This is a genomic window from Pseudomonas azotoformans, assembly GCF_900103345.1.
Taxonomy (GTDB): Bacteria; Pseudomonadota; Gammaproteobacteria; order Pseudomonadales; family Pseudomonadaceae; genus Aquipseudomonas; species Aquipseudomonas azotoformans.
This window is the reverse complement of the sequence record NZ_LT629702.1, coordinates 513,264-535,368: the sequence shown is the minus strand read 5'-3', so window position 1 is coordinate 535,368 and position 22,105 is coordinate 513,264. Positions and strand designations below refer to the sequence as shown.

Below are 22,105 nucleotides of genomic sequence, written 5' to 3'. Positions count from 1 at the left end.
CATTAAAGGGTGATGACGTTGCCGGGTTCGAACGCCGCAGCGCTGCTGCCGACACGGTTGACCAGCGGCGCACCGAACTCGGCCTGGCTGATCTCGAACACATCGCCGGCCTGGGTCCGTATACCGTCGGCGAATGACAGCGTGGCGGTGCCGAAGAAGTGGATGTGCACATCACCGGGCGTGAGGAACTGGCGGTATTTGAAGTGGTGGTATTCGAGGTTCTCCAGGCTGTGGCACATATTCGCCTCGCCGCTGAGAAACTCGTTCTGCCAGATCACTTCGCCGTTGCGCAGAATACGGCTGGTGCCCGCCAGGTGCTGGGGCAGTTCACCCACGCGCAACTCCGGGCCGTAGCTGCAACTGCGCAGCTTGGAATGGGCCAGGTACAGGTAGTTCTTGCGCTCCATGATGTGGTCGGAGAATTCATTGCCCACCGCAAAACCGACGCGATAGGGCTTGCTGTCCGGGCCGATCACATACAGGCCGCCGATCTCCGGTTCTTCACCGGCATCCTCGGCAAACGGTGGCACCGGGAAGGCCGCGCCAGGGCGCACCACGATGCTGCCGTCGCCCTTGTAGAACCACTCGGGTTGCACGCCCGCCTGGCCAGCCGGTGGACGACCGCCCTCCACGCCCCATTTGAAGATGCGCATGGTGTCGGTCAGTGCGGTGTCGTCGCCGGCCTGGTGCATCTTGTCCCGCGCCGAGGCACTGCCCAGGTGGGTCAGGCCGGTGCCGCTGATCAGCATATGGGCCGGGTCCGGGTGGTCCAGCGGCGGCAGAATCCTCAGGTCGGCCAGCAGCGTTGCGTAGTCGTAGCTGTCGCCCAGGCCCAGGCTGTCCACGTATTGCGCCAGGCCTACGCCGGCGTCGATGGCAGCGAGGGCCAACTCGCGCACGCTGCGGGCTGTGTGTACTTCGCGCAGCTGGGTGCCGTCGACCACGCCGACGCGGCGGTCACCGTTACGCAACTCGAACTGAACTAAACGCATGACTGTTCTCCTGGATTAAGGTCGGGTGGCGCCACGGGCACTGGCGGCAAATTGGTCGGCGGGCAGCACGTGCTTGCGCTCGAGCAGGCGGTAGACCACCAAGGTCAGCACCAGCCCGAACAGCATCACCCCGGACAAGAAGTACAAACCCGAAGCGAGGTTGCCGGTGTATTCCTTGAGCGCGCCGATCACGAACGGGCCGATATAGCCGCCGAGGTTGCCCACCGAATTGATCAGGGCAATGCCCGCCGCCGCACTGGCGCCGGCGAAGAAGCGCCCGGGCAAGGTCCAGAACACGGCGGTGCAGGAAAACATCGCGAATGCCGCCAGGCACAGCGCGGCCATTTGCAGCACCGGCACACTGAGCGCGGCACTGAAGAACAGGCCGATGGCACCCAGCACGTAGAGCACCGCAAGGTGGCCGTAGCGGTCGTTCAAACGGTCGGAACTGCGCGGGATGATCAGCAGGCCGATGATGCCGAAGATATACGGCACCGCAGCGATAAACCCGGTGACCAGGTCGGTGCCGCCGAATTGCTTGATCAGGGTCGGCAGCCACAGGCCCAGGCCGTAGATGCTCAGGGTCACCGGCAGGTAGAACAGTGCCAGCAGCAACACGCGTAGGTCTTTCAAGGCATGCAGTGGGTTGCCGTGACGGGTCTGGCCGTAGGTTTGCAGGTCTTTGGCGAGTTCGCCGGTGAGCCAGGTCTTTTCGTCGTCGCTCATCCAGGTGACTTGCTTGGGGCCATCCGGCAGGAAGCGCAGCACCGGCCAGGTCAGCAGGATCGCCGGGGTGCCGATGACGATGAACAGCCATTGCCAGCCGTGCAGCCCCAGGATGCCGTCCATGCCCAGCAGGCCACCGGACACCGGCCCGGTGATCATCATCGCGATGGGTTGCGACAGGATGAACAGCCCGAGGATCTTGCCGCGATGGCGTACCGGAAACCATTGGGTGATGTAGTACAGCACGCCGGGGAAGAACCCCGCCTCCGCCGCGCCGAGCAGAAAGCGCATCACATAGAAACTGTGCGGCCCCTGCACGAAGGCCATGCCGATGGTGATGGCGCCCCAGGTGATCATGATCCGTGCAAACCAGCGGCGTGCGCCGAAGCGGTCGAGCATCAGGTTGCTGGGGATCTCGAACAGGAAGTAGCCGATGAAGAACAACCCCGCGCCCAGGCCATAGGCAGCGTCGCCCATGCCGACGTCGGCGCCCATGTGCAACTTGGCGAAGCCCACGGCGGAGCGGTCCACGTAGGCGATCAGGTACAGCAGGATCAGGAAGGGAATCAGTTTCAGCGTAATGCGCCGAATAAGCCGCAGTTCCTGGCTCATGGGGGTCGATCTCCGATTGTTGTTTTTATAGAAGCTCGGGGGACGCCTCTCGCGAAAATCCGCCAGGGCCATACCTCAGTTGAACCCGACTATATAGTATGACTATTTGCAAAACAACTCTTCCAAAGAAGGGTTTTTGCGCTTATGTTTAGGCACGCATAGAACATATAGTCATACAATAAGAGAATCGATCATGCCTGATAAAAAGCCCGGCCTCCGCTCCGCCCAGTGGTTCGGTACCGCCGACAAAAACGGCTTCATGTACCGCAGCTGGATGAAGAACCAGGGCATTGCCGACCATCAGTTCCATGGCAAGCCGATCATCGGCATCTGCAATACCTGGTCGGAGCTGACCCCATGCAATGCGCATTTCCGCCAGATCGCCGAGCACGTCAAACGCGGCGTGATCGAGGCCGGTGGCTTCCCGGTGGAGTTCCCGGTGTTCTCCAATGGCGAATCCAACCTGCGCCCCACCGCCATGCTCACCCGCAACCTGGCGAGCATGGATGTGGAAGAGGCGATTCGCGGCAACCCGATTGACGGCGTGGTACTGCTGACCGGTTGCGACAAAACCACCCCGGCCCTGCTGATGGGCGCCGCCAGTTGCGACGTGCCGGCCATCGTGGTCACCGGCGGGCCGATGCTCAACGGCAAGCACAAGGGCCAAGACATCGGCTCGGGCACCGTGGTGTGGCAGCTCAGCGAACAGGTGAAAGCCGGCACCATCACCCTGGATGACTTCCTCGCGGCCGAGGGCGGCATGTCGCGCTCGGCGGGCACCTGCAACACCATGGGCACCGCGTCGACCATGGCCTGCATGGCCGAGGCACTCGGCACTTCCTTGCCCCACAACGCGGCGATTCCGGCGGTGGATGCCCGGCGTTATGTGCTGGCGCACATGTCGGGCATGCGCGCCGTCGAAATGGTTCGCGAGGATTTGAAGCTGTCGAAAATCCTGACTAAAGAGGCGTTTGAAAACGCGATCCGCGTCAACGCCGCCATCGGTGGCTCGACCAATGCGGTAATCCACCTCAAGGCCATCGCCGGGCGCATCGGCGTCGAACTCGACCTGGACGACTGGACCCGCATGGGCCGGGGCATACCGACCATCGTCGACCTGCAACCTTCGGGGCGCTTCCTGATGGAAGAGTTCTATTACGCCGGCGGCCTGCCCGCGGTGCTGCGCCGCCTGGGTGAAGCCAACCTGATCCCGCACCCGAATGCCCTGACGGTCAACGGCAAGTCCCTGGGCGAGAACACCCAGGACTCGCCGATCTACGGCCAGGACGAAGTTATCCGCACGCTCGACAACCCGATCCGCGCCGACGGCGGCATCTGCGTGCTGCGCGGCAACCTCGCCCCGCTGGGCGCGGTGCTCAAGCCGTCCGCCGCCAGCCCGGAGCTGATGCAGCATCGCGGTCGCGCGGTGGTGTTCGAAAACTTCGACATGTACAAGGCGCGCATCAACGACCCGGCACTGGACGTGGACGCCAACTCGATCCTGGTCATGAAAAACTGCGGTCCCAAGGGCTACCCGGGCATGGCCGAGGTCGGCAACATGGGCCTGCCGGCCAAGCTGCTGGCCCAGGGTGTGACCGATATGGTGCGGATCTCCGATGCGCGCATGAGTGGCACGGCGTACGGCACGGTGGTGTTGCACGTGGCACCAGAAGCTGCGGCCGGCGGGCCGCTGGCCACGGTCAAGGAAGGCGACTGGATCGAACTGGACTGCGCCAACGGCCGCCTGCACCTGGACATCCCCGACGCAGAGCTGGCGGCGCGCATGGCAGACCTGGCGCCACCGCAGAACCTCATCGTCGGCGGCTATCGCCAGCTGTACATAGACCATGTGCTGCAGGCCGACCAGGGTTGCGACTTTGACTTCCTGGTGGGTTGCCGTGGGGCGGAAGTCCCACGGCATTCCCACTAATTGGGATGCTATGATGCCGCGTCTTTAAGCCAGAGCCTCCCCGTCGTCATGGATCACCAGCCGCCCAAGCCGCGCAAGAGCCAGCATGCCCAGATCGTTCAGGACTTGGGCATGCACATCGTTTCCGGCCGCTTCAAGCCCGAAGAACGGCTGCCCATGGAGGCCACGCTCTGCGAGGAGTACCAGGTCAGCCGCTCGGTGTTGCGCGAAGCCACGCGGGTGCTCAGCGCCAAGGGCCTGGTGTATTCCAAGCCACGGGTGGGCGCGGTGGTGCGGCCGCGATTGAAGTGGCACCTGCTCGACCCGGACGTGTTGTCCTGGTTGATGCAGTCCACGCCCCACAGTGAGTTCTTCAACACCCTGGCCGGTGTGCGGCGCATCCTCGAGCCGGAGATCGCCGCCATGGCCGCGACCACGGCCACCGACGAAGACATCGCCACCATCGAAAAAGCCTACCTGGGCATGGAAACCGCGCAGACCCACGAACAGTTGCTGCAGGCCGACCTGGACTTCCACCGCGCCATCGCCGACGCCACCCGCAACGACCTGCTCGCCTACATGTGCAACATGCTGTCGCTGCCGTTGCGCGAGTCGATCAACATCACCAACCGCCGCCCCGACATCCAGGGCCTGAGCCTGCCCCGGCACAAGGCGATCCTCACCGCGATCCAGAACCGCGACGCCCTCGGCGCCCGGCATGCGTCGCTGGTGCAACTGGATGACACGCGGGTGGCGTTGGATACGGTGATGAACGTGCTTACGCCGCTCTGACTTCAAGGGGTACACAGAACCAAATGTGGAAGGGGGCTTGCCCTCTCCCACATTGAAACTGTGCTAGGCATTAGAGGGTGTAGGCGATGCCCACCTGCACCGTGCGTGGCGCGCCTGGGTAGGCGTAGAAGTTGCCGAACGCGCCTTCCTCGAAATCGCGGTTGAACAGGTTCTTCACATCCAGGTTCAGGCGCACCTTGTCGTTGATCTTGTAGTAGCCGAGCAGGTCGACCACGGTGTAGGCGTCCATCGAAAAAGCGGTGTTGGAGGTCTGGCCGACCCGTTCATCGACGTATTTGGCGCCCGCGCCCAGCCCGAGCCCCTTGAGGCGGCCGTCCTGGAACTCGTAGACATTGAGCAGGCTGAAGCTGTTGCGCGGGATGTTGGCCAGGGGTGAGCCGACGCGGATGGTGTTGTCTTTGGTGACTTCGGCGTCGACGTAGGCGTAGCCACCGATCACGCGCCATTCAGGGGTGAGGTTGCCGGCCACGTTGAGGTCGAAGCCGCGGCTGCGCACCTGGCCGGCGGCGACACTGAAGGTCGAGTCCAGGGGGTCGGTGGTGAGCACGTTTTTCTTCTCGATCTGGTAAACCGCAGCATCGACGCTCAGTTGACGATCCAGCGCTTCCCATTTGATGCCCATTTCGTAGGACTTGCCCTTCTCCGGCTCAAACCCACCCCCCTGACGGCTGGCACCTGTATTCGGCTTGAACGAGCGAGCGGCATCGGCGTACACCGCGACGGTGTCGGTGAGGTCGTAGGTCACGCCTACGCGCGGGGTGACCGCGTTATCGCTGGCCTCCCAGCTTTTACCGCCTGGCACATAGGTGTGGTAGTCGTGCTCGAAGCGCTCGAAGCGCGCGCCGGCGAGTACCTTCAGGCGCTCGGTCAGGGCCACTTGGTCCTGGACGAAGGCGGCGTAGGTCTTGAGGTTTTCCTTGTCGTGGGTCGGCGTGCGCGTGAGCGCCGGACGCGGCTGACCGTAGACCGGGTTGAAGATATCGATGGGGTAGGCACCCACCGCGCCGCTGGAGCGCTGGATGATCGACTTGTAGTCGTAGTCTTCGAGCTCGACGCCGGTGAGCAGGGTGTGGTCAAAACCGCCGGCGGAGAAATGCCCGGTGAGGTTGAGTTGGGTGTCCTTGTCGGTCCACTCCAGCTTGCGGTAGTTGAAGTTGCGACCCAGGGTACGACCGTCAGCGGCCAGACCGTTGGCTTCGATGGCGTTGCCTTGCAGGGTGCCATCGAGCCATTGAAAACCACCGCCCAGGGTCCAGTTGTCATTGAGCAGATGCTCGAAACGCAACTGGGCCATGCTGTTGTCGTTGTGCAGCTTGCCGACGTCTTTGTCGCCCCAGAAGGTATCGCGCGAAGGCGTGCCTTTCTGAGTGGCAAAGCGTGTCAGCCCGCGATCCAGCGGGTGGTTGTTGCGCATGAAGTCGCCTTCGAAGATCACCTTGGTGTCGTCGCTGGCCTGCCAGGTAAGCACCGGGGTGATGCCGTAGCGTTCGGTTTCCACATGGTCGCGGAAGGTGTCGCCGCCCTCGCCCACCACGTTCAGGCGATAGGCCAGGCGGCCCTCATCGTCCAACGGGCCGGAGGCGTCCAGGGTGCCGCGCTTCATGCCCTGGTCATTCAATTGGCTGCCGAGAGTGACCGTACGTTCGGCCAACGGTTGCTTGGTCACCACGTTGAAGGTGCCGCCGGGATCGCCACGGCCATAGAGCATGGTCGCCGGGCCGCGCAGCACTTCCAGGCGTTCGATGGTGTTGGCGTCCGGCATGTTCGGGTAGCCACGGTTGATCGGGAAACCGTTGCGGTAGAACTCGCCGGTGGTAAAGCCGCGCACGGTGAAGGTCGTGAGGCCCTGCCCGCCGAAGTTGTTGGCGCGTCCGACACCGCCAGCGTAATCCAGCGCATCCTGCAGGCGAGTGGCGCCGATGTCTTCGACCACCGCCTTGGACACCACGCTGATGGACTGCGGGGTTTCATGGATCGAGGTGTCGGTGCGCGTCGCACTGGCTGAACGTGTGGCGTGGTAGCCCTGCACCGGCCCTTGGGCGGTCTCGTAATCCGCCTCGCCGGTGACATTGGTCGCTTGCAACTCAAGGCTGGCTTTCTCGGTAGAAGCAACCTCTGCCCAGGTGAACGGGGAAAACGCCTGAAGCACGCAGAGGGAAATCAGGGTACGACGCATGGGTGTGGAACCTAGTGAATGAGCTAGATGGGACGGCAGACCTGCCAAGAATTCGCGAGGGATGGTATATCAAGTCATTCGCGGTTGACATCTATTCTCATTCGCTATTTTTCGCGAATCGACTGTGTATCAGCGCTGACGCAGGCGAAAAAAAGCCACTCAATCGAGTGGCTCATCGTTGACGCGTGACCTCAGCGATAACGTTCCAACCAATGCGCGTAAGGCGCAGGCAAGGTCCACGAGGACTTCTCGACCCCCAGTTCCTTGGCCGCAAAATACGCCCAATGCGGGTCGGCCAGGTGCGCACGCCCCACCGACACCAGGTCCAGGTGCCCGGCCTGCAACGCGCCTTCGGCCAGTTGCGGGGTGCCGAAGCCCCAGGCCGAAGTGACCGGGATACCGGCTTCACGGCGCACGCGCTCGGCAATCGGCCCCATGAACGCCGGGCCCCACGGGATGTTGGTGTCGGGGATGGTGAAACCGACGCTGACGCTCAGCAGGTCCAGGCCACCGGCCTTGAAACGGCGGGCCAGTTCGATGGACTCGGTGAGGGTCTGCTCGTCGCGGCCGTCGTACTCGATCACGCCGAAACGTGCGGTGAGCGGCAGGTTTTCCGGCCAGACTTCACGCACAGCGGCCAGGGTTTCCAGGAGGAAACGGCTGCGGTTGTCGAAGCTGCCGCCGTAGGCATCGGTGCGCTGGTTGGAGTGTTCGGAGAAGAAACTCTGGCCCAGGTAACCGTGGGCAAAGTGCAACTCGATCCACTCGAAGCCGGCGTCGCGGGCGCGGCGGGCGGCGTCGACGAAGTCCTGGCGCACCCGGGCAATGTCGTCCAGGGTCATGGCGCGAGGCACCTGTGGCAGGTTGGCGCCGAAGGCGATGGCCGAGGGCGCGATGGTTTCCCAGCTGCGGGCGTCGGAGGCGGCGATATGGTCATCCCCTTCCCACGGACGGTTGGCGCTGGCCTTGCGGCCGGCGTGGCCGATCTGGATGCCCGGCACGGAACCGGCGGCCTTGATCGCCTGGACCATCGGCACGAACGCCTCGGCATGCGCATCACTCCACAGGCCCGCGCAACCGGGGGTGATACGGCCTTCCGGCGCGACAGCAGTGGCTTCGACCACCACCAGGCCGGCACCGCCACGGGCCATGCTGGCCAGGTGCACGAGGTGCCAGTCGTTGACGATGCCGTCATCGGCCATGTATTGGCACATCGGCGGGATAGCGATGCGATTGCGCAGGGTGACGTCTTTGAGGGTGAACGGTTCGAACAATGCGGCCATGGGGCGACTCCAATGAGCAGATGGTTGATTCGATAGTTCGATGGTAATCGAACTATGGTATTCAAGGATAGCCCCCTGTTATGATTCGTTTCATGCGAGCCTTCAAACACCCTCCCCTGCAAGACCTGACCCTTGAGCGCGTGCTGTACGCCCTGAGTGACCCGGTGCGCCTGGAAATCGTGCGCTGCCTGGCCGGCGTACCCGAGGCCACGTGCGGCGAACTGGACGGCGGGCGGCCCAAGTCGAGCATGTCCCATCACTTTCGGGTGTTGCGCGATGCCGGGTTGGTGCAAACCCGCAGCGTGGGCACCACTCATCTGAATGCGTTGCGTGCGGACGATCTTGAAGGCCGCTTTCCCGGTTTGCTTGCGAGCATTCTGGCCCAGCACTGAGGCCCGTCTTTGCGTTTCACCTGGAAGCAGTCACCGGCTCGCCATCCAGGTACACGCAGTCCTTGCCATTGCGCTTGGCGGCATACAGGTTGCGGTCGGCGCACTTGAGTACCGCTGACATATCGGCGCCTGCCGAGAAATGCGTCATACCGGCACTGCACGTGTAGTGATGGGGTGGCGGGACACTGCAGCGAATCGCTTGCAGCAGGCGCGCGGCAAAATCCGTGGCAGCCCAAGGGTCATCACCCACCAGCAAGACACCGAACTCCTCCCCCCCGATCCTGCCGAAGCTGTCGCTGCCAGGGGTGGCTTTCAGGCAATGAGCCATCGCACAGAGAATCTTGTCACCGACATCATGGCCAAACTGGTCGTTTTTCAACTTGAAGCTATCAATATCCAACATCATGAAATAGCCGCACTGCCCCTCGGCGATCACCTTGGCGAAACGTTCGATAAAGGCCCTGCGGTTCAGGATGGAGGTCAAGTAATCCGTTTCTGCCAGCTCCCGGAACTCACTCTCGACCAGCAACACAGAGCGCAGGTTCTTCACGTAGGAATAATTCAGGATAAAGCCGATCGACACCGACGCCAGGCAGAACATCACCAGGTAAACCTCAACCCCGGCGTAGATCGACATATGAACAGCTGGCCACAGCATCGACCAGATCAATGCAGCGCCTATCAAGAAATCCTGGACTGCGATAAAGAGCAAGGCACTGCTCAGCACCAGAATCACCGCCAGCGGTAGAGCAAATACCTGCAACGCCTGATCGGTCTGCATCACCAACGCAAAGCCGCCGGCCAACACCGCCATATAGACCACACCGAACGCCCGCCAGGCCAGGAAATTGGCCAACCGCCGGTGAAATCGACACAACGCTGTCAAACAGACGGTAATGAGCACGGTGTACCACCCGAACTCCAGCACCGGATCCACCAAGAGCACCCACCACCAGGCAATCAGGCCTATCCATTCCGCCTGGGCAACAGCGGGCGACAATAACCTCTGCATCCTTGGCCTGAGCTTTAAGTCAGCCGGCATCTCAACACTCCCTGCGCATAAGTTGCCTATATTTTGCTGGCTTGGCCCAACTCGATACTAAGCAGGGTGATTGCAAATGAATACGCCATGAAACGGCGCACCAACTTTACAAAGGGCGGCAATACTTCCAACTGCGTCTTGGAATGCACTTTAAAGCAACCTTTTTCAACACCCTCCTGAACCAGACGAATCACATGGGTCTTGGACACTGAAAGTCGCATCGCCAGTGAAAGATAAGAAGACGTCCTGAAACTTGCGCCCTGACAGTCCAAGGAACAGGCATCGTTATAAATCGCCAACATCAGCATATGTCCGGCATCGCGGTTAACCAGCCAGTCACATTCCGGCAGCAATACATCGATGGTCAGCTTATTTGAAAGAAGGGTGGCAAAACCTTTGAAATAAAGTGCCAGGAAGGCTCGGTCGTCCAACTCACTCATCCGCTGGACCTGCGCTTCACTGGGGCACATTGGTCCCAGCGGCTGTACCACGGAATTGAGCATCGACCTGACTTCATGGCAAGCCTGCGGCGATGGGCTGAACACCCGAAAACGGCTGTCGTCAGGGTGGCCAGCGACCTTCATGAACCCCAGGGTCCTGAACAGCAGGAAGATCGACTCCAGGCTGTTCCTGGAACAGAAACCGCGAGCCACGCAGAACGCTTTCACGTCGGACAACAATGGCGCGGGCTTGGAGAAATATTCACTCAGCAGCGTGAAAGACACCATCAAACGGTTGAACTTCAGCGCTGTCTTGTAGAAAAACGGTCGTTTTGAATAGGGACCCAGCAGAATGGCGTAGTGCGCGCGAATACTGCATTCAAATTCCCCGTGACGTTCCAACACCTGCGCCGAATGATCCAACGCCCACTTCAACGAACTGACGCACATGAGAAAGAGCCCTGATCAACCTACTGGAATTCACTGATCGATGGCGCAGCACTTCTGCAACCAGGTCTCACAACAACTCACGTCGTAAACACCACCAGCGATGGCGTTTTGCCTCGAGCGCAATGTATCGCGATTAACCCGACAGACATCATCGCTACCAAAATTGTTCCAAAACGTATTGGCGTCCCTAAAACAACCCACTCATACACGCCCATGACAGCTGCGGTGCTTCGCTGCCTTTAAATATATCCAAGCGTTGTGATGAAACTGTTCAATCGACCTGTTCGCCGATGCCATTGAATCCTGGCGGCACTGGAAGAATTGCGACGACTCTCACGGGAGCCGGTGAGCACTACTTAAACGATTCAGGCCCTGGGGCGAACCTTTCCCGCGAACCCACGTCCGAGCTTAAGCACTGTTGCTTACCGCTCGCCGTGAGGTCCCCGTTTGAAAGCCGCCATCGTCAAAAAGTACCGCCTGATCATCAAGACCATGGGCTACGTGGGCTGGGCGTTGTTCTGGCTGTTGCTGTGGGACGTCGCCGTCACCGTGGACTTCATGTTGTTTCTCACCTACAAGATCAATCTGCCGCTGATGCCCCTGACCCTGCTGGGTTCGGCGCTGGTGGTGCTGATCAGTTTCCGTAACAGCAGTGCCTACAACCGCTGGTGGGAAGCCCGCACCCTGTGGGGCGCAATGGTCAACAATTCGCGCAGTTTTGCGCGCCAGGTGCTGACCCTGCTGGACGACCCCGACGGCGAAGTGAACCCGGTCAAGGCCACCCTGCTGCGTCGCCATGTGGCCTATGTGAATTGCCTGGCCGCGCACCTCAAGGGCCAACCGTGCCCCGAAGAAGTCCGTGCGTTTATCCCCGGCGATGAGTTTGCGCGCAACGGCGCCACCAACAACTTTGCCAACGATATTCTCACCGGCTCGGCGGCGTTGCTGGCCAGGGAGTACAAGGCCGGTCACCTGGACAGCATCCGCCTGGCACGGCTGGAGTCGACCCTGGTGGACTTGTCCAACGCCCAGGGCGGCATGGAACGGATCGCCAACACCCCGCTGCCCTACCCTTACGTGTACTTTCCACGGCTGTTTATCTCGCTGTTCTGCCTGATCGTACCGGTGGGCCTGGTGGAGTCCCTGGGTTGGTTCACCCCGCTGGCCTCGACGGTGGTGGGCTTCATGCTGCTGGCCATCGAGCGCATCGGCACCGACCTGCAAAGCCCGTTCAACTCCAGCGAACACCAGATCCAGATGGACACCATCTGCGAAACCATCGAGAAAAACCTGCAGTCGATGCAGCGTGATGCGCTGGGTGGCGAACGCATCGGTTAAACCTTCCCTCGGCCCTCAAGTGCGTGCCCGCGCAGTCGATATACAGGGGGTACGCATGGCCACACCCCCTAAAAACAACACATGCGACGCTCGACGCTACTGTTTTCTCCTTGCCAAAATTATAAATACCCGCGGGTGAAGTCATGAATATCAAGCAAAAGCTGACCTGGGCGTTTGCCGCCATCGCGTGCGTCCCGGTTATTTTGGTCGCTGTATTGGTTGTACTGAATCTGCGCGAGGGGGCCCAGGCCAATTTCCTCGACAGCAGCGGCCGCGAGATCCGCCAGATCGACAATGGCATGAAGCAGTTCTTCGACGGCATCAGCCAGAACGTCGAGTATGTGGCCAAGGACCCGCGCGTTGTCGCGGCCAAGGACCTCAAGAGCTACGCCGGCGCCGATGCCGCGCAAATCCCCCTCACCCCCACCAACACAGCGCTGCTGGAGATTTTCGACCAGTTCGCCAAGAGCCATCCGAGCACCGCCTACCTGTCCCTGGGCCTCGCCGACGGCGGCTACGCCAGTTGGCCCGACGACACCAAGCTGAACAACTACGACCCGCGCGTACGCCCCTGGTACCAGGCCGCCATCGCCGCGCCGGGTAAAACCGTGCGCACCGGGGCCTACTATTGGGCGCCGGACGACGTGACGCTGATCGGCACCGTGCACACCGTCACCGACGCCGCCGGCAAGATCCTCGGTGTGGTCGGCCTGGACGTCTCGCTCAAGCAGCTCACCGAACTGGTGCGCAACATCAAGCTCGGCGACAGCGGCTACCTGATGCTGGTGGAAGGCAACGGCAACGTGCTGGTAGACCCCAGCGACGCCAAGCACAACTTCAAGCCCCTGGCCGACCTGGGCCCCAACTACGCCGAACTGGCCAAGCGCGGCGACGGTGTGAGCCAGATCGACATCGATGGCGTGGCCTACATGGCCAACATGGTCAGCTCCAAGGACCTGGGCTGGCGCTTCATCGGCCTGATCAAGCGCGACGAAGTGATGGCCGGCGCGACCCGCCTTACCTGGTTGATCGCTGCGATTGCCGCTGCGCTGGCCGTGGTCTTCGCGATTGTCGGCGCCAGTTTCGCCAGCGTGATCGTGCGTCCGATTCGCGGCGTGGCCGACGGCCTGCAAGAGATCGCCGAAGGTGAAGGCGACCTGACCCGCCAGCTCAAGGTGCAAGGCAAGGACGAAACCGCCAGCCTGGCCGGCTGGTTCAACCAGTTCCTGAGCATGATCGCCCAGTTGGTGCAGCGCATCGGCAATGCCTCATCCGACCTGCAAACGGCCGCCGCCGACACCAGCGAAGTCGCCCACAACATGAACCAGGCCGCCGGCCGCCAACGTGAAGCGGTGGAACTGGTGAGCACCGCGTTCAACGAAATGGTGGCCACCGCCAACGAAGTCGCCCGCTCCTGCAGCGCCGCCGCCACCAGCGCCGACGAAGGCTACCGCGATGTGCACGACGGCCAGCAGCACATCGGCGAAGCCACCGGCAGCGTGCTCCAGCTCAGCGAAGACCTGCAACGCTCGACCCAGACCATGCAGCAGCTGGAGCAGGACAGCAAAAACATCAACACCATCCTCGACACCATCCGCTCGATTGCCGAACAGACCAACCTGCTGGCGCTCAACGCCGCCATCGAGGCCGCCCGCGCCGGTGACCAGGGCCGCGGCTTTGCGGTAGTCGCCGACGAAGTTCGCGCCCTCGCCCGCCGCACCGCCGACTCCACCGGCGAGATCGACAGCCTGCTCGGCAACCTCGCCCGTCGCACCCAGGAAGTGACCCAGCAGATGCAAGGCAGCCTGCTGGTGTCCCACACCAGCGTGGAACGCATCCAGCAGGCCCGCGACAGCTTCGACAAGATCCGTGGCTCGGTGGACTCGATCCGCGACCAGAACACCCAGATCGCCACCGCCGCCGAAGAACAGCACCAGGTGGCCGAAGAGATCAACCGGCACATCGCGCAGATCCATGCCGATGCGCAACTGGTCGAAGGGTTTGCCCATTCGGCGCAGACCGGGTCAGGTCGGTTGACGGATATTTCCGGGCAGCTCAAGGGGTTGGTGGGGCGGTTCAAGTTCTGAATGTGCACCTGGGCTCTCGACTTCACCGTCGAGGGCCTTGCGCATTTTCACCGTATCCAGCGCCCCCACCCACTTGGCGATCGCCATGGTGCCCACGCCATTGCCGATGGTGTTGGTGATCGCCCGCGCTTCCGACATAAAGCGGTCTACCCCCAATAGCAGCACCATGCCCGCCACCGGAATAGTGCCCAGTGACGACAGCGTTGCCGCCAGGATGATAAAGCCTGAGCCGGTCACTCCCGCCGAGCCCTTTGAGGTGAACATCAACACCGCCAGCACGATTAACTGATCAGTCAGGGTCAACGGTGTGTTGGTGGCCTGGGCGATGAAAATCGCGGCGATGGTGTAGTAGATCGCCTGGCCGTCCGGGTTAAAGGTCAGGCCCGAGGGGATGATCATCCCGGCCACCGGTTTGGACACCCCGGCCCTCTCCATCTTGGCAATCATTTGCGGCAATACCGACTCCGACGAGCTGGTGCCGAGCACGGTGAACAGCTCTTCCTTGATGAACTTGAGGAACTTCCACAAGCTGAAGCCGCTGTAGCGGCAAATCGGCCCCAGCACGAAGATCACAAACACCGCGCACGTCAGGTAGACACAGGCCATCAGTTTGCCGAGGGAAAACAACGAACCGAAGCCGTACTTGCCGATGGTGAACGCGATGGCGCCAAACGCACCGATAGGCGCCAGGCGCATGACCATGTTGACAATACGAAACATGCCCTGCATGAGGCTGTCCAGCGTGTCCACGAACGGCTTGCCGCGCGGCCCCACAGCAGCCAGCGCAACGCCCAGCAGGATAGAAAACAGCAGGATTTGCAGCACATTGCCCTTGGCAAACGCATCCACCAGAGTGTCGGGAATGATGTTCATGACAAAGTCCATGAACGAGGCGTGCTTGACCGCCGTGGTGTAGGTGGCAAGGCTTGAGGTGTCGAGGGTGGCCACATCGATGTTCATGCCGGCGCCGGGCTTGAACACATCCACCACCACCAGCCCGACCACCAGGGCCAGGGTGGATACCACTTCGAAGTAGATCAACGCGCGAAAACCCACGCGGCCCAGCTCTTTCATGTTCTCCATCTTGGCAATGCCGGTGACCACCGTAAGGAAGATCACCGGTGCCAGGAGCATCTTGATCAGTTTGATAAATGCATCGCCCAATGGCTTGAGCGCGGTCCCGGTGTCGGGCACAAGCACCCCGACAATCGCACCGAGGATGACCGCGATGAGGACTTGCACATAGAGTTTGCCAAATATTCTTTTCATGACAGGGCCCTGATTCTTATTGTTGTCAGGAAATGCCAGGGGGCGGACGTGACCGCCGGCCCTTGGCGTTGTGCCGCAGTACTCCCGTGAATCAGCGGTTGATCAGCTCGATGACGGCATCGGTGATCTGGCGGGTGGTGGCGGTGCCACCCAGGTCAGGGGTGTGCAGGCCGCTTTCGGTGACCGCCTCGATGGCTGACATCAATTGCCGGGCGGCGGCTGGCTCGCCCAGGTGTTCGAGCATCATGGCGGCGGTCCAGAATGTCGCGATGGGGTTGGCCACGCCTTTACCGGTGATGTCGAACGCCGAACCATGGATCGGCTCGAACATCGACGGGAACCGGCGCGAAGGGTTGAGGTTGGCCGTGGGCGCAATACCCAGGCTGCCGGACAGTGCGGCGGCGAGGTCGGAAAGGATGTCAGCGTGCAGGTTGGTGGCCACAATCACATCCAGGGTCGAAGGTTTGAGCACCATGCGCGTGGTCACGGCGTCGACCAGTTCCTTGTCGATTTTCACATCCGGGAAGTCCTTGGCCACTTCGTAGAAAATCTCATCCCACAGCACCATGCCGTGACGCTGGGCATTGGACTTGGTGACCAGGGTCAGATGCTTGCGGGGGCGACTGCGGGCCAGGTCGAAGGCAAAACGATGAATACGCTCCACACCGGCACGGGTGAACACCGACACTTCAGTGGCCACCTCTTCGGGCAAGCCGCGATGCACCCGCCCGCCGTTGCCGGAGTACTCGCCTTCGGAGTTTTCCCGTACCACCACCCAATCAATCTGGTCGCCGTTGTGCAACGGGCTTTTCACCCCCGGCAACACCCGCGCCGGGCGCACGTTGGCGTACTGGTCGAAGCCTTGGCAGATCGGCAGGCGCAGGCCCCACAGGGAGATGTGGTCCGGCACGTTCAAGGCACCCACTGCACCGAAGAAAATTGCGTCGAAGGTCTTCAACTCTTCCAGCCCCCCCTCAGGGATGTAGTAGCCGTTTTTCAGGTAGTTGTCGGAGTTCCACTCGAAATGCTTGAAGTTCATTGCAAAACCGGCTTTGTTCGCGAGGCTTTGCAGGACTTCAACGCCCGCGGCGATCACTTCCACGCCGATACCGTCTCCTGGAATTGCCGCAATGTTGTATGCACTCATCATTCACTCCACTTCGTCACGTTTGTTGTTGTGTCCCGTCGCAGCCAGGCTGTCCAAGCGGGGGGTGATCGGAGTATATGTAGCGATCAAAGCAGCATGATCGACTCGAAATCACTACATAAATAACCTTGAGTTACGAATGAGCCAAACCCTGGATTTGTCGTTTTTCTACCTGCTCGCCAACAAAGGCAGCTTGGTCGCCACCGCGCGCGAACTGGGGGTGACTCCGCCGGCAGTGAGCAAACGCCTGACGGCACTGGAGGCGCGCCTGGGCATTCGCCTGGTCAACCGCACTACCCGCTCGATGAGCCTGACTTCCGAAGGTGAGCTGTATTTCACCCATGCGGCGCGCATCCTCACCCAGATCGACGAACTGGAGCAGGTACTCAGCAGCAGTCGCGCCACGCCCAAGGGCCTGATTCGGGTGAATGCCTCGCTGGGGTTCGGCCGACGTTATATCGGCCCGGCCCTGGCCGCGTTTTTTGCGCAGTACCCGGAGGTCGAGATCCAGCTGGAAATCAGCGATCACCCGCTGGACTTGACGACCCACGGTTTCGACCTCGGCATCCGCTTCGGCAGCCTGCCGGACGCGGCGTTCCATGCACGCAAGATCGCCTCCAACCGCCGCCTGCTGTGCGCTTCGCCGCTGTACCTGGACAAATACGGCACACCCGAAAAGCTCGCCGACCTGCACCAGCACAACTGCATTTTCATCCGTCAGAACGAATCACCGTATGGCGTGTGGTCGTTCACCCACGGCGGGCGTACGGACAACATCAAAGTGCACGGCGCCCTGGGCTGCAACGACGGCGAGGTAGCGCTGAACTGGGCACTGGAGGGCTACGGGATTCTACTGCGCGCCGAATGGGACATCGCTCGCTACGTGCGCAGCGGGCGCCTGCGCCTGGTACTGGAGGACCAGACCCCCACCCGCGCCGATGTGTACGCGGTATACCCGCAACAACTGCACCTGTCGGCACGGGTGCGCAGCCTGATTGACTTTCTGATCGAACGCTTCAAGCACCTGGACACAGTCGATGACGCACTGATGACTGACTGAAGTGCATCACCTCGGAACGCATATTCGCTACTATGTGCCCCAGCCCCCAGACCGACCCGGAGCCTCAATGCCCACCCCCAAGGACACTGCCCCCGACAGCGGCACGCCGATGATTCCCGAGCAGCGTCGCGAGCAAATCCTGCGTCAGTTGCGCAAGCATCAGGTGATGAGCGTGCACCAGTTGATGGAGATGTTCGACTGTTCGCACATGACCGTACGCCGTGACATTGCACTGCTGGAACAGGAAGGCCGGGCGTACTCCGTCACCGGAGGCGTCAGGATCGCCAGCCAGTTGCACAGCGAGCCGAGCCATCAATCCAAAGCCGTAGTGGAATTGCCGCAAAAGCAGGCGATGGCACGGCTGGCGGCACGTTTGCTGCACGCGGACATGACGGTGTACCTGGATGCCGGCACCAGCACCCTGGAGATCGTCCCCTATATCAAGGCGCTCTCGGGGATGACGGTGGTCACCAACGATTTCGGGATCGTGCAGGCCCTGATGGATGCGCCCCAGGTCACGGTGATCCACACCGGTGGCCAACTGGACCATGACAATCACTCTTGCGTCGGCGGGCTGGCGGTGGCGACTTTGCGCCAGGTGGTCACGGATATCGCTTTTGTGTCCACCAGTTCCTGGGACCTGCACCGTGGCATCACCACCCCCTCGGCGCTGAAGGTCGAGGTCAAGCAAGTGGCGATGCAATCAGCTGCTCAAGTAGTACTGGTGGCCAGCAGTTCCAAGTACGGCACCTTCAGCATGTACCGCATCGCCGGGCTGGAGCCGTTCGATGTGATCATCAGCGACGACGCCCTGGCCCCGGCGGCCGCTGACGGTATCCGCAAGCGCGGCATCGAACTGATGCTGCCGGGCGATCCAACGCCGGCGTGACCCGGCGGCGTGTTAACGCGCCTGGCGTACCTGCTCGGTGTGTTGCATGAACGCCGCCAACTCCCGGGTGTAGAACTTCGCCATCGCCGTAGTGCCATGGCCGCGCGTCTCAGCGCTGACCGGGATCAGCAGCAAACGCGCGTCCTTGATGTGTTTCAGGGACGCCTCCAGAGTGCCGGTTTCGGTCGGATTGCGCTCGTCATCCGCCGAATTGATCGCCAGTACCGGGGCCTGGATATTGCCCAGCCCGGGGGCAGCGTTGTAATCGGCAGACGATTGCCATTGGTAGATAAAGTCGTTGGCGTCAGCCGTTTGCGCAGCGTTGAGGCGCTCGTCCACCAGCTTGTCGGCCAGCGCTCTGCTCGGCGCAGCCGCCTGGTAAGCCAGGGTGCCGCCACTGGTGCCTACACTGAATAGCGCATTGGCCAGACGCAACGAAGGCGGCTGCTGGGTGTAATTGCCGCTATTCCACGCAGGGTCCTGCCTGATCGACTCCACCAGCAGCCGACGCATCATCCAGTTGCGTGATGACATCTGTGTGGGCTGCGATGCCATGGGCACCAGACCATCCATCATCTGAGGCCAGGTCTGGCCCCACATCCAGGTCTGCATGCCGCCCATGGAATTACCGATGACCAGGCGCAGGTGCTTGACCCCCAGGCCCTCGGTCACCAGTCGATACTGCGCCTGGACCATATCGGCATAGTTGTAGGCGGGAAACGTGGCGCGCAGCCCATCCGACGGTTTCGTCGACTGGCCGACCCCTATGCCATCGGTGGAAATAATGTAGTACTTGCTGGCGTCCAGCGGCTGGCCCGGCCCGAACAACTCACCGCCGAAATCCTTGCCCAGCACGTCGCTGCCAGGTCGATACGTGCCGTGCAAATACAGGACCGCCGGGTGAGCCGGATCGCCCAGCGTCAGGTAATGCAATTTCAGGTTGGTCAGCTTTTCACCCGTGTGAAAAGTGAACTCGGGCGCGACCCAATCGCCCTCCGTCGCCGATGGCAATGGTGCAGCGAAGAGCATCGAAGGTACACAAGACAACGCAAACAGCCAGCCTGGAGCAGGCCGGACGGTGAAGTGCTGCATAGGGGAACTCCCGTTATTTTTGTTTTTATTGTAGAACCCCCTGCTTACCGGTTATGCAGGGGATGTTTCGGATCAGCGTGCCTTCCAGTCCCGCAGCCATTGCAGGCCAGCCGAAGTATCGGCTTTGGGCCGGTATTCGCAGCCGACCCAGCCGGTGTAGCCCAACTGGTCCATCAGCTCGAACAGGAACCCGTAGTTCAGCTCACCCAGGTCCGGCTCGTGGCGGTCGGGCACTCCGGCAATCTGGATATGACCGATGCCGTCGACGTCACGACGCAGTTTGGTCGCCACATCGCCTTCGACAATCTGACAGTGATAGCAGTCGAACTGCACCTTGAGGTTGCTTGCGCCGACTTCACGACAGATCGCCTGGGCCTGGTCCTGGCGATTGAGAAAGAAGCCCGGTATGTCACGGGGGTTGATCGGCTCCACCAACACCGTCACGCCAACCTCGGCCGCCGCAGCGCTGGCGTAGGCCAGGTTCTCCAGGTACACGGCATGATGGCGTTCGCGCAGGCTTGGCGACGGCAACAGCCCCGCCATCACATGCACGCGGGTATTACCCAGCACCGCGGCGTATTCCAGGGCACGGTCGAAGCCGCTGCGAAACTCGGCCTCGCGCCCCGGCAAGGTGGCAATGCCTCGCTCACCCGCCGCCCAGTCACCCGGCGGTGCATTGAACAACGCTTGGACCAGGCCGTTATCACTCAAGCGCTGCTTGAGGGTGGCGGCGCTGTAATCGTAGGGGAACAGGTATTCCACGGCATCAAAACCGTCGGCTTTCGCCGCAGCGAAGCGCTCGAGGAAATCATGTTGCGGGTACAGCATGCTCAGGTTGGCAGCAAAACGAGGCATGTAAGCTCCTAGAAATCAGACAAATGGCCAGATCAGCAGGGTCATCAGGAACCCCAGGGTGCCGAGCAACGTGGTGATGATTGTCCAGGTACGCAGACCGTCTGCCACATTCAGCCCGGCCAGCTTGGTGAAGATCCAATACCCTGCATCGTTGATATGGGACATCGCCAGCCCGCCACCGCCCATGGCCAGGCACAGCAGCGCCATATGGTTAGGCGTGAGGTTGAGGGTGGCAATCAGCGGGCTGATGATTCCTGCGGTAGTCACCAGGGCCACGGTCGTAGAACCCTGCACCGCGCGCAGCAGCATGGTCAACAGGAAGCCCAGGGCCAGCACCGGCAGACCGGTGGTGCGCAACATATCGGACACGACTGCGCCGATCCCGGTGTCCACCAACACTTTGCCGAACACCCCGCCAGCGCCGGCGATCAGGATCACCATGGCCACGCCCGGCAAGGCGGAGCCGATGACATCCGACACCTGGCTGCGGCTCCAGCCCCGACGCGAGCCCAGCAGCCAGGCACACAGCAAGGTGTCGATCAACAGCGCCACCAATGGTGCGCCAAGCACGGTCATCACGGCGCGCAACGTCGACTCTATCGGAAGCAATGATGTAGCCAGGGTGCCCAGTAGAATCAACACAATCGGCAGCAGGATCAGGCTGACGATCAGCCCGAACCCCGGCGCAGGCGCCGCAGGCAACTTGGCGGCGATGGCACTGGTGGACTCCTCCAGGCCCATGTGGGATTCGGCCACGGCGTTCTGTTGCGCGGCCTGGTTGCTGCCGCTGGTCCAGGCCCGCAAGTCTTCATTGGTCACATGGGGGCCATAGACTTCGGCGCGAATGTCATCGGTCATCGGATAAAAGCGGCGAGTCATGCGCCCCGCCACGCGGTAGCCGACGTAACACAGCAACGCGGTGATCGGCAGGCCGAACATCAGCACCCGGCCCAGGTCCGCACCCAGTTGGCTGGCCGCCGCCACCGCACCCGGATGAGGCGGCAGGAACGCATGTACCGTGAGCAGTGCCGCACACATCGGCAACGCAAATACCAGCAGCGGCTTGCGTGCCCGGCGTGCCACACCGTAGGCCAGCGGCATCAGGATAATCACCCCGACTTCGAAGAACACCGGCACGCCGATGATGAATCCGGCAATGGTCAAAGCCAGCGGCGTACGGCTGTTGCCGAAGCGCTCGATCAGCGACTTGGCCAAGGCTTCGGCGCCGCCGGACAGCTCGATGATCCGTCCGATCATCGCGCCCAAGGCAATGATGATCGCGATATGACCCAGGGTCTTGCCCATGCCACCTTCAATCGTCGCCACCAGATCAGCCGGTTTCACCCCGGCCACCAGCGCCACCACAATACTGACCAGCATCAGTGCGACAAAGGGCTGGAATTTGTACTTGAGGACCAGAAACAGCAGCAGCGCGATACCCGCGCCGGCGGTCAACATCAAAATCAGTGGGCTCATTCGGGAATGTCCTGTTGTTATTGTTTTTTGGTGCAAGCCGCCCCCGCCACGATCCGC

17 protein-coding genes and 2 pseudogenes are annotated in these 22,105 nt (G+C 61.7%); 8 read left to right on the top strand and 11 right to left on the bottom strand.

The window, feature by feature from the left end:
• Positions 1-2: 2 nt before the first annotated feature.
• Together araD1 and BLR69_RS02495 are read right to left on the bottom strand one after the other, a co-directional pair.
• Positions 3-992 carry an AraD1 family protein gene (gene araD1, locus BLR69_RS02500; protein ID WP_071494874.1) on the bottom strand — a complete coding sequence of 330 codons (990 nt, stop codon included), beginning with the start codon at positions 990-992 and terminating at the stop codon, positions 3-5.
• Positions 993-1,007: 15 nt separating this feature from the next.
• Positions 1,008-2,330 (bottom strand): MFS transporter, encoded by a 1,323-nt coding sequence (locus BLR69_RS02495; RefSeq protein ID WP_071494875.1) that lies wholly within the window; start codon positions 2,328-2,330, stop codon positions 1,008-1,010.
• A 193-nt stretch (positions 2,331-2,523) separates the two neighbouring features.
• Between BLR69_RS02495 and BLR69_RS02490 the strand changes: the two genes are divergently transcribed.
• Both BLR69_RS02490 and BLR69_RS02485 read left to right on the top strand, forming a co-directional pair.
• Positions 2,524-4,260, top strand: coding sequence for an IlvD/Edd family dehydratase (locus BLR69_RS02490; RefSeq protein WP_071494876.1), 1,737 nt, complete (start codon positions 2,524-2,526; stop codon positions 4,258-4,260).
• A 48-nt stretch (positions 4,261-4,308) separates the two neighbouring features.
• Positions 4,309-5,031, top strand: a complete 723-nt coding sequence (locus tag BLR69_RS02485; RefSeq protein WP_071494877.1) for a FadR/GntR family transcriptional regulator — start codon at positions 4,309-4,311, stop codon at positions 5,029-5,031.
• A 70-nt stretch (positions 5,032-5,101) separates the two neighbouring features.
• Here BLR69_RS02485 and BLR69_RS02480 read toward each other — a convergent pair whose 3' ends face one another.
• Both BLR69_RS02480 and BLR69_RS02475 read right to left on the bottom strand, forming a co-directional pair.
• Positions 5,102-7,228, bottom strand: coding sequence for a TonB-dependent siderophore receptor (locus BLR69_RS02480; RefSeq protein WP_071494878.1), 2,127 nt, complete (start codon positions 7,226-7,228; stop codon positions 5,102-5,104).
• A gap of 191 nt (positions 7,229-7,419) precedes the next feature.
• Positions 7,420-8,511 carry an NADH:flavin oxidoreductase/NADH oxidase gene (locus BLR69_RS02475; protein ID WP_071494879.1) on the bottom strand — a complete coding sequence of 364 codons (1,092 nt, stop codon included), beginning with the start codon at positions 8,509-8,511 and terminating at the stop codon, positions 7,420-7,422.
• Positions 8,512-8,591: 80 nt separating this feature from the next.
• Here BLR69_RS02475 and BLR69_RS02470 point away from each other — a divergent pair, with 80 nt between their 5' ends.
• Positions 8,592-8,903, top strand: coding sequence for an ArsR/SmtB family transcription factor (locus tag BLR69_RS02470; RefSeq protein ID WP_134434928.1), 312 nt, complete (start codon positions 8,592-8,594; stop codon positions 8,901-8,903).
• Between the two features lie 16 nt (positions 8,904-8,919).
• Here the strand turns inward: BLR69_RS02470 and BLR69_RS02465 are convergent, their stop codons facing one another.
• Together BLR69_RS02465 and BLR69_RS02460 are read right to left on the bottom strand one after the other, a co-directional pair.
• Positions 8,920-9,945: a GGDEF domain-containing protein gene (locus tag BLR69_RS02465; RefSeq protein ID WP_071494880.1), complete on the bottom strand. Its 1,026-nt coding sequence runs from the start codon at positions 9,943-9,945 to the stop codon at positions 8,920-8,922.
• A 26-nt stretch (positions 9,946-9,971) separates the two neighbouring features.
• Positions 9,972-10,835 (bottom strand): hypothetical protein, encoded by an 864-nt coding sequence (locus BLR69_RS02460; RefSeq protein WP_071494881.1) that lies wholly within the window; start codon positions 10,833-10,835, stop codon positions 9,972-9,974.
• Positions 10,836-11,282: 447 nt separating this feature from the next.
• Here BLR69_RS02460 and BLR69_RS02455 point away from each other — a divergent pair, with 447 nt between their 5' ends.
• From BLR69_RS02455 to BLR69_RS31445, 3 genes and pseudogenes are all read left to right on the top strand, one after another.
• Positions 11,283-12,173, top strand: coding sequence for a bestrophin family protein (locus BLR69_RS02455; RefSeq protein WP_071494882.1), 891 nt, complete (start codon positions 11,283-11,285; stop codon positions 12,171-12,173).
• Between the two features lie 143 nt (positions 12,174-12,316).
• A pseudogene (locus BLR69_RS31450) lies at positions 12,317-13,396 on the top strand (HAMP domain-containing protein); the annotation flags it as partial.
• A gap of 321 nt (positions 13,397-13,717) precedes the next feature.
• A pseudogene (locus BLR69_RS31445) lies at positions 13,718-14,260 on the top strand (methyl-accepting chemotaxis protein); the annotation flags it as partial.
• Here BLR69_RS31445 and BLR69_RS02445 read toward each other — a convergent pair.
• Together BLR69_RS02445 and BLR69_RS02440 are read right to left on the bottom strand one after the other, a co-directional pair.
• Positions 14,198-15,529, bottom strand: coding sequence for a dicarboxylate/amino acid:cation symporter (locus BLR69_RS02445; RefSeq protein WP_083365763.1), 1,332 nt, complete (start codon positions 15,527-15,529; stop codon positions 14,198-14,200). The pseudogene BLR69_RS31445 and the gene BLR69_RS02445 sit on opposite strands and share 63 nt — an antisense overlap.
• A gap of 91 nt (positions 15,530-15,620) precedes the next feature.
• The gene (locus tag BLR69_RS02440) at positions 15,621-16,676 is read right to left on the bottom strand and encodes a tartrate dehydrogenase (RefSeq protein ID WP_071494883.1); all 1,056 of its coding nucleotides are present in this window, start codon (positions 16,674-16,676) and stop codon (positions 15,621-15,623) included.
• A 139-nt stretch (positions 16,677-16,815) separates the two neighbouring features.
• Here BLR69_RS02440 and BLR69_RS02435 point away from each other — a divergent pair, with 139 nt between their 5' ends.
• Both BLR69_RS02435 and BLR69_RS02430 read left to right on the top strand, forming a co-directional pair.
• Positions 16,816-17,736 carry a LysR family transcriptional regulator gene (locus BLR69_RS02435; RefSeq protein ID WP_071494884.1) on the top strand — a complete coding sequence of 307 codons (921 nt, stop codon included), beginning with the start codon at positions 16,816-16,818 and terminating at the stop codon, positions 17,734-17,736.
• A gap of 67 nt (positions 17,737-17,803) precedes the next feature.
• On the top strand, positions 17,804-18,625 hold the full coding sequence (locus BLR69_RS02430) for a DeoR/GlpR family DNA-binding transcription regulator (protein WP_071494885.1): 822 nt from the start codon (positions 17,804-17,806) through the stop codon (positions 18,623-18,625).
• Between the two features lie 12 nt (positions 18,626-18,637).
• Here the strand turns inward: BLR69_RS02430 and BLR69_RS02425 are convergent, their stop codons facing one another.
• The 3 genes from BLR69_RS02425 to BLR69_RS02415 all read right to left on the bottom strand — a co-directional run bounded on the left by BLR69_RS02425 (position 18,638) and on the right by BLR69_RS02415 (position 22,048).
• Positions 18,638-19,717, bottom strand: a complete 1,080-nt coding sequence (locus tag BLR69_RS02425) for an alpha/beta fold hydrolase (protein ID WP_071494886.1) — start codon at positions 19,715-19,717, stop codon at positions 18,638-18,640.
• 72 nt (positions 19,718-19,789) lie between these two features.
• Positions 19,790-20,572, bottom strand: coding sequence for a 2-oxo-tetronate isomerase (gene otnI, locus BLR69_RS02420; protein ID WP_071494887.1), 783 nt, complete (start codon positions 20,570-20,572; stop codon positions 19,790-19,792).
• A 15-nt stretch (positions 20,573-20,587) separates the two neighbouring features.
• A complete protein-coding gene (locus BLR69_RS02415) occupies positions 20,588-22,048 on the bottom strand; it encodes a GntT/GntP/DsdX family permease (RefSeq protein ID WP_071494888.1) in 1,461 nt (486 codons plus the stop codon).
• Positions 22,049-22,105 lie beyond the last annotated feature (57 nt).

Bases quoted from the DNA above. Each gene is read 5' to 3' on its own strand.
- BLR69_RS02460 (WP_071494881.1), bottom strand. From the start codon at position 10,835: ATGTGCGTCAGTTCGTTGAAGTGGGCGTTGGATCATTCGGCGCAGGTG.
- BLR69_RS02445 (WP_083365763.1), bottom strand. From the start codon at position 15,529: ATGAAAAGAATATTTGGCAAACTCTATGTGCAAGTCCTCATCGCGGTC.
- BLR69_RS02435 (WP_071494884.1), top strand. From the start codon at position 16,816: ATGAGCCAAACCCTGGATTTGTCGTTTTTCTACCTGCTCGCCAACAAA.
- BLR69_RS02440 (WP_071494883.1), bottom strand. From the start codon at position 16,676: ATGAGTGCATACAACATTGCGGCAATTCCAGGAGACGGTATCGGCGTG.
- BLR69_RS02480 (WP_071494878.1), bottom strand. From the start codon at position 7,228: ATGCGTCGTACCCTGATTTCCCTCTGCGTGCTTCAGGCGTTTTCCCCG.
- araD1 (WP_071494874.1), bottom strand. From the start codon at position 992: ATGCGTTTAGTTCAGTTCGAGTTGCGTAACGGTGACCGCCGCGTCGGC.
- otnI (WP_071494887.1), bottom strand. From the start codon at position 20,572: ATGCCTCGTTTTGCTGCCAACCTGAGCATGCTGTACCCGCAACATGAT.
- BLR69_RS02475 (WP_071494879.1), bottom strand. From the start codon at position 8,511: ATGGCCGCATTGTTCGAACCGTTCACCCTCAAAGACGTCACCCTGCGC.
- BLR69_RS02430 (WP_071494885.1), top strand. From the start codon at position 17,804: ATGCCCACCCCCAAGGACACTGCCCCCGACAGCGGCACGCCGATGATT.
- BLR69_RS02495 (WP_071494875.1), bottom strand. From the start codon at position 2,330: ATGAGCCAGGAACTGCGGCTTATTCGGCGCATTACGCTGAAACTGATT.
- BLR69_RS02465 (WP_071494880.1), bottom strand. From the start codon at position 9,945: ATGCCGGCTGACTTAAAGCTCAGGCCAAGGATGCAGAGGTTATTGTCG.
- BLR69_RS02415 (WP_071494888.1), bottom strand. From the start codon at position 22,048: ATGAGCCCACTGATTTTGATGTTGACCGCCGGCGCGGGTATCGCGCTG.
- BLR69_RS02485 (WP_071494877.1), top strand. From the start codon at position 4,309: ATGGATCACCAGCCGCCCAAGCCGCGCAAGAGCCAGCATGCCCAGATC.
- BLR69_RS02470 (WP_134434928.1), top strand. From the start codon at position 8,592: ATGATTCGTTTCATGCGAGCCTTCAAACACCCTCCCCTGCAAGACCTG.
- BLR69_RS02490 (WP_071494876.1), top strand. From the start codon at position 2,524: ATGCCTGATAAAAAGCCCGGCCTCCGCTCCGCCCAGTGGTTCGGTACC.
- BLR69_RS02425 (WP_071494886.1), bottom strand. From the start codon at position 19,717: ATGCAGCACTTCACCGTCCGGCCTGCTCCAGGCTGGCTGTTTGCGTTG.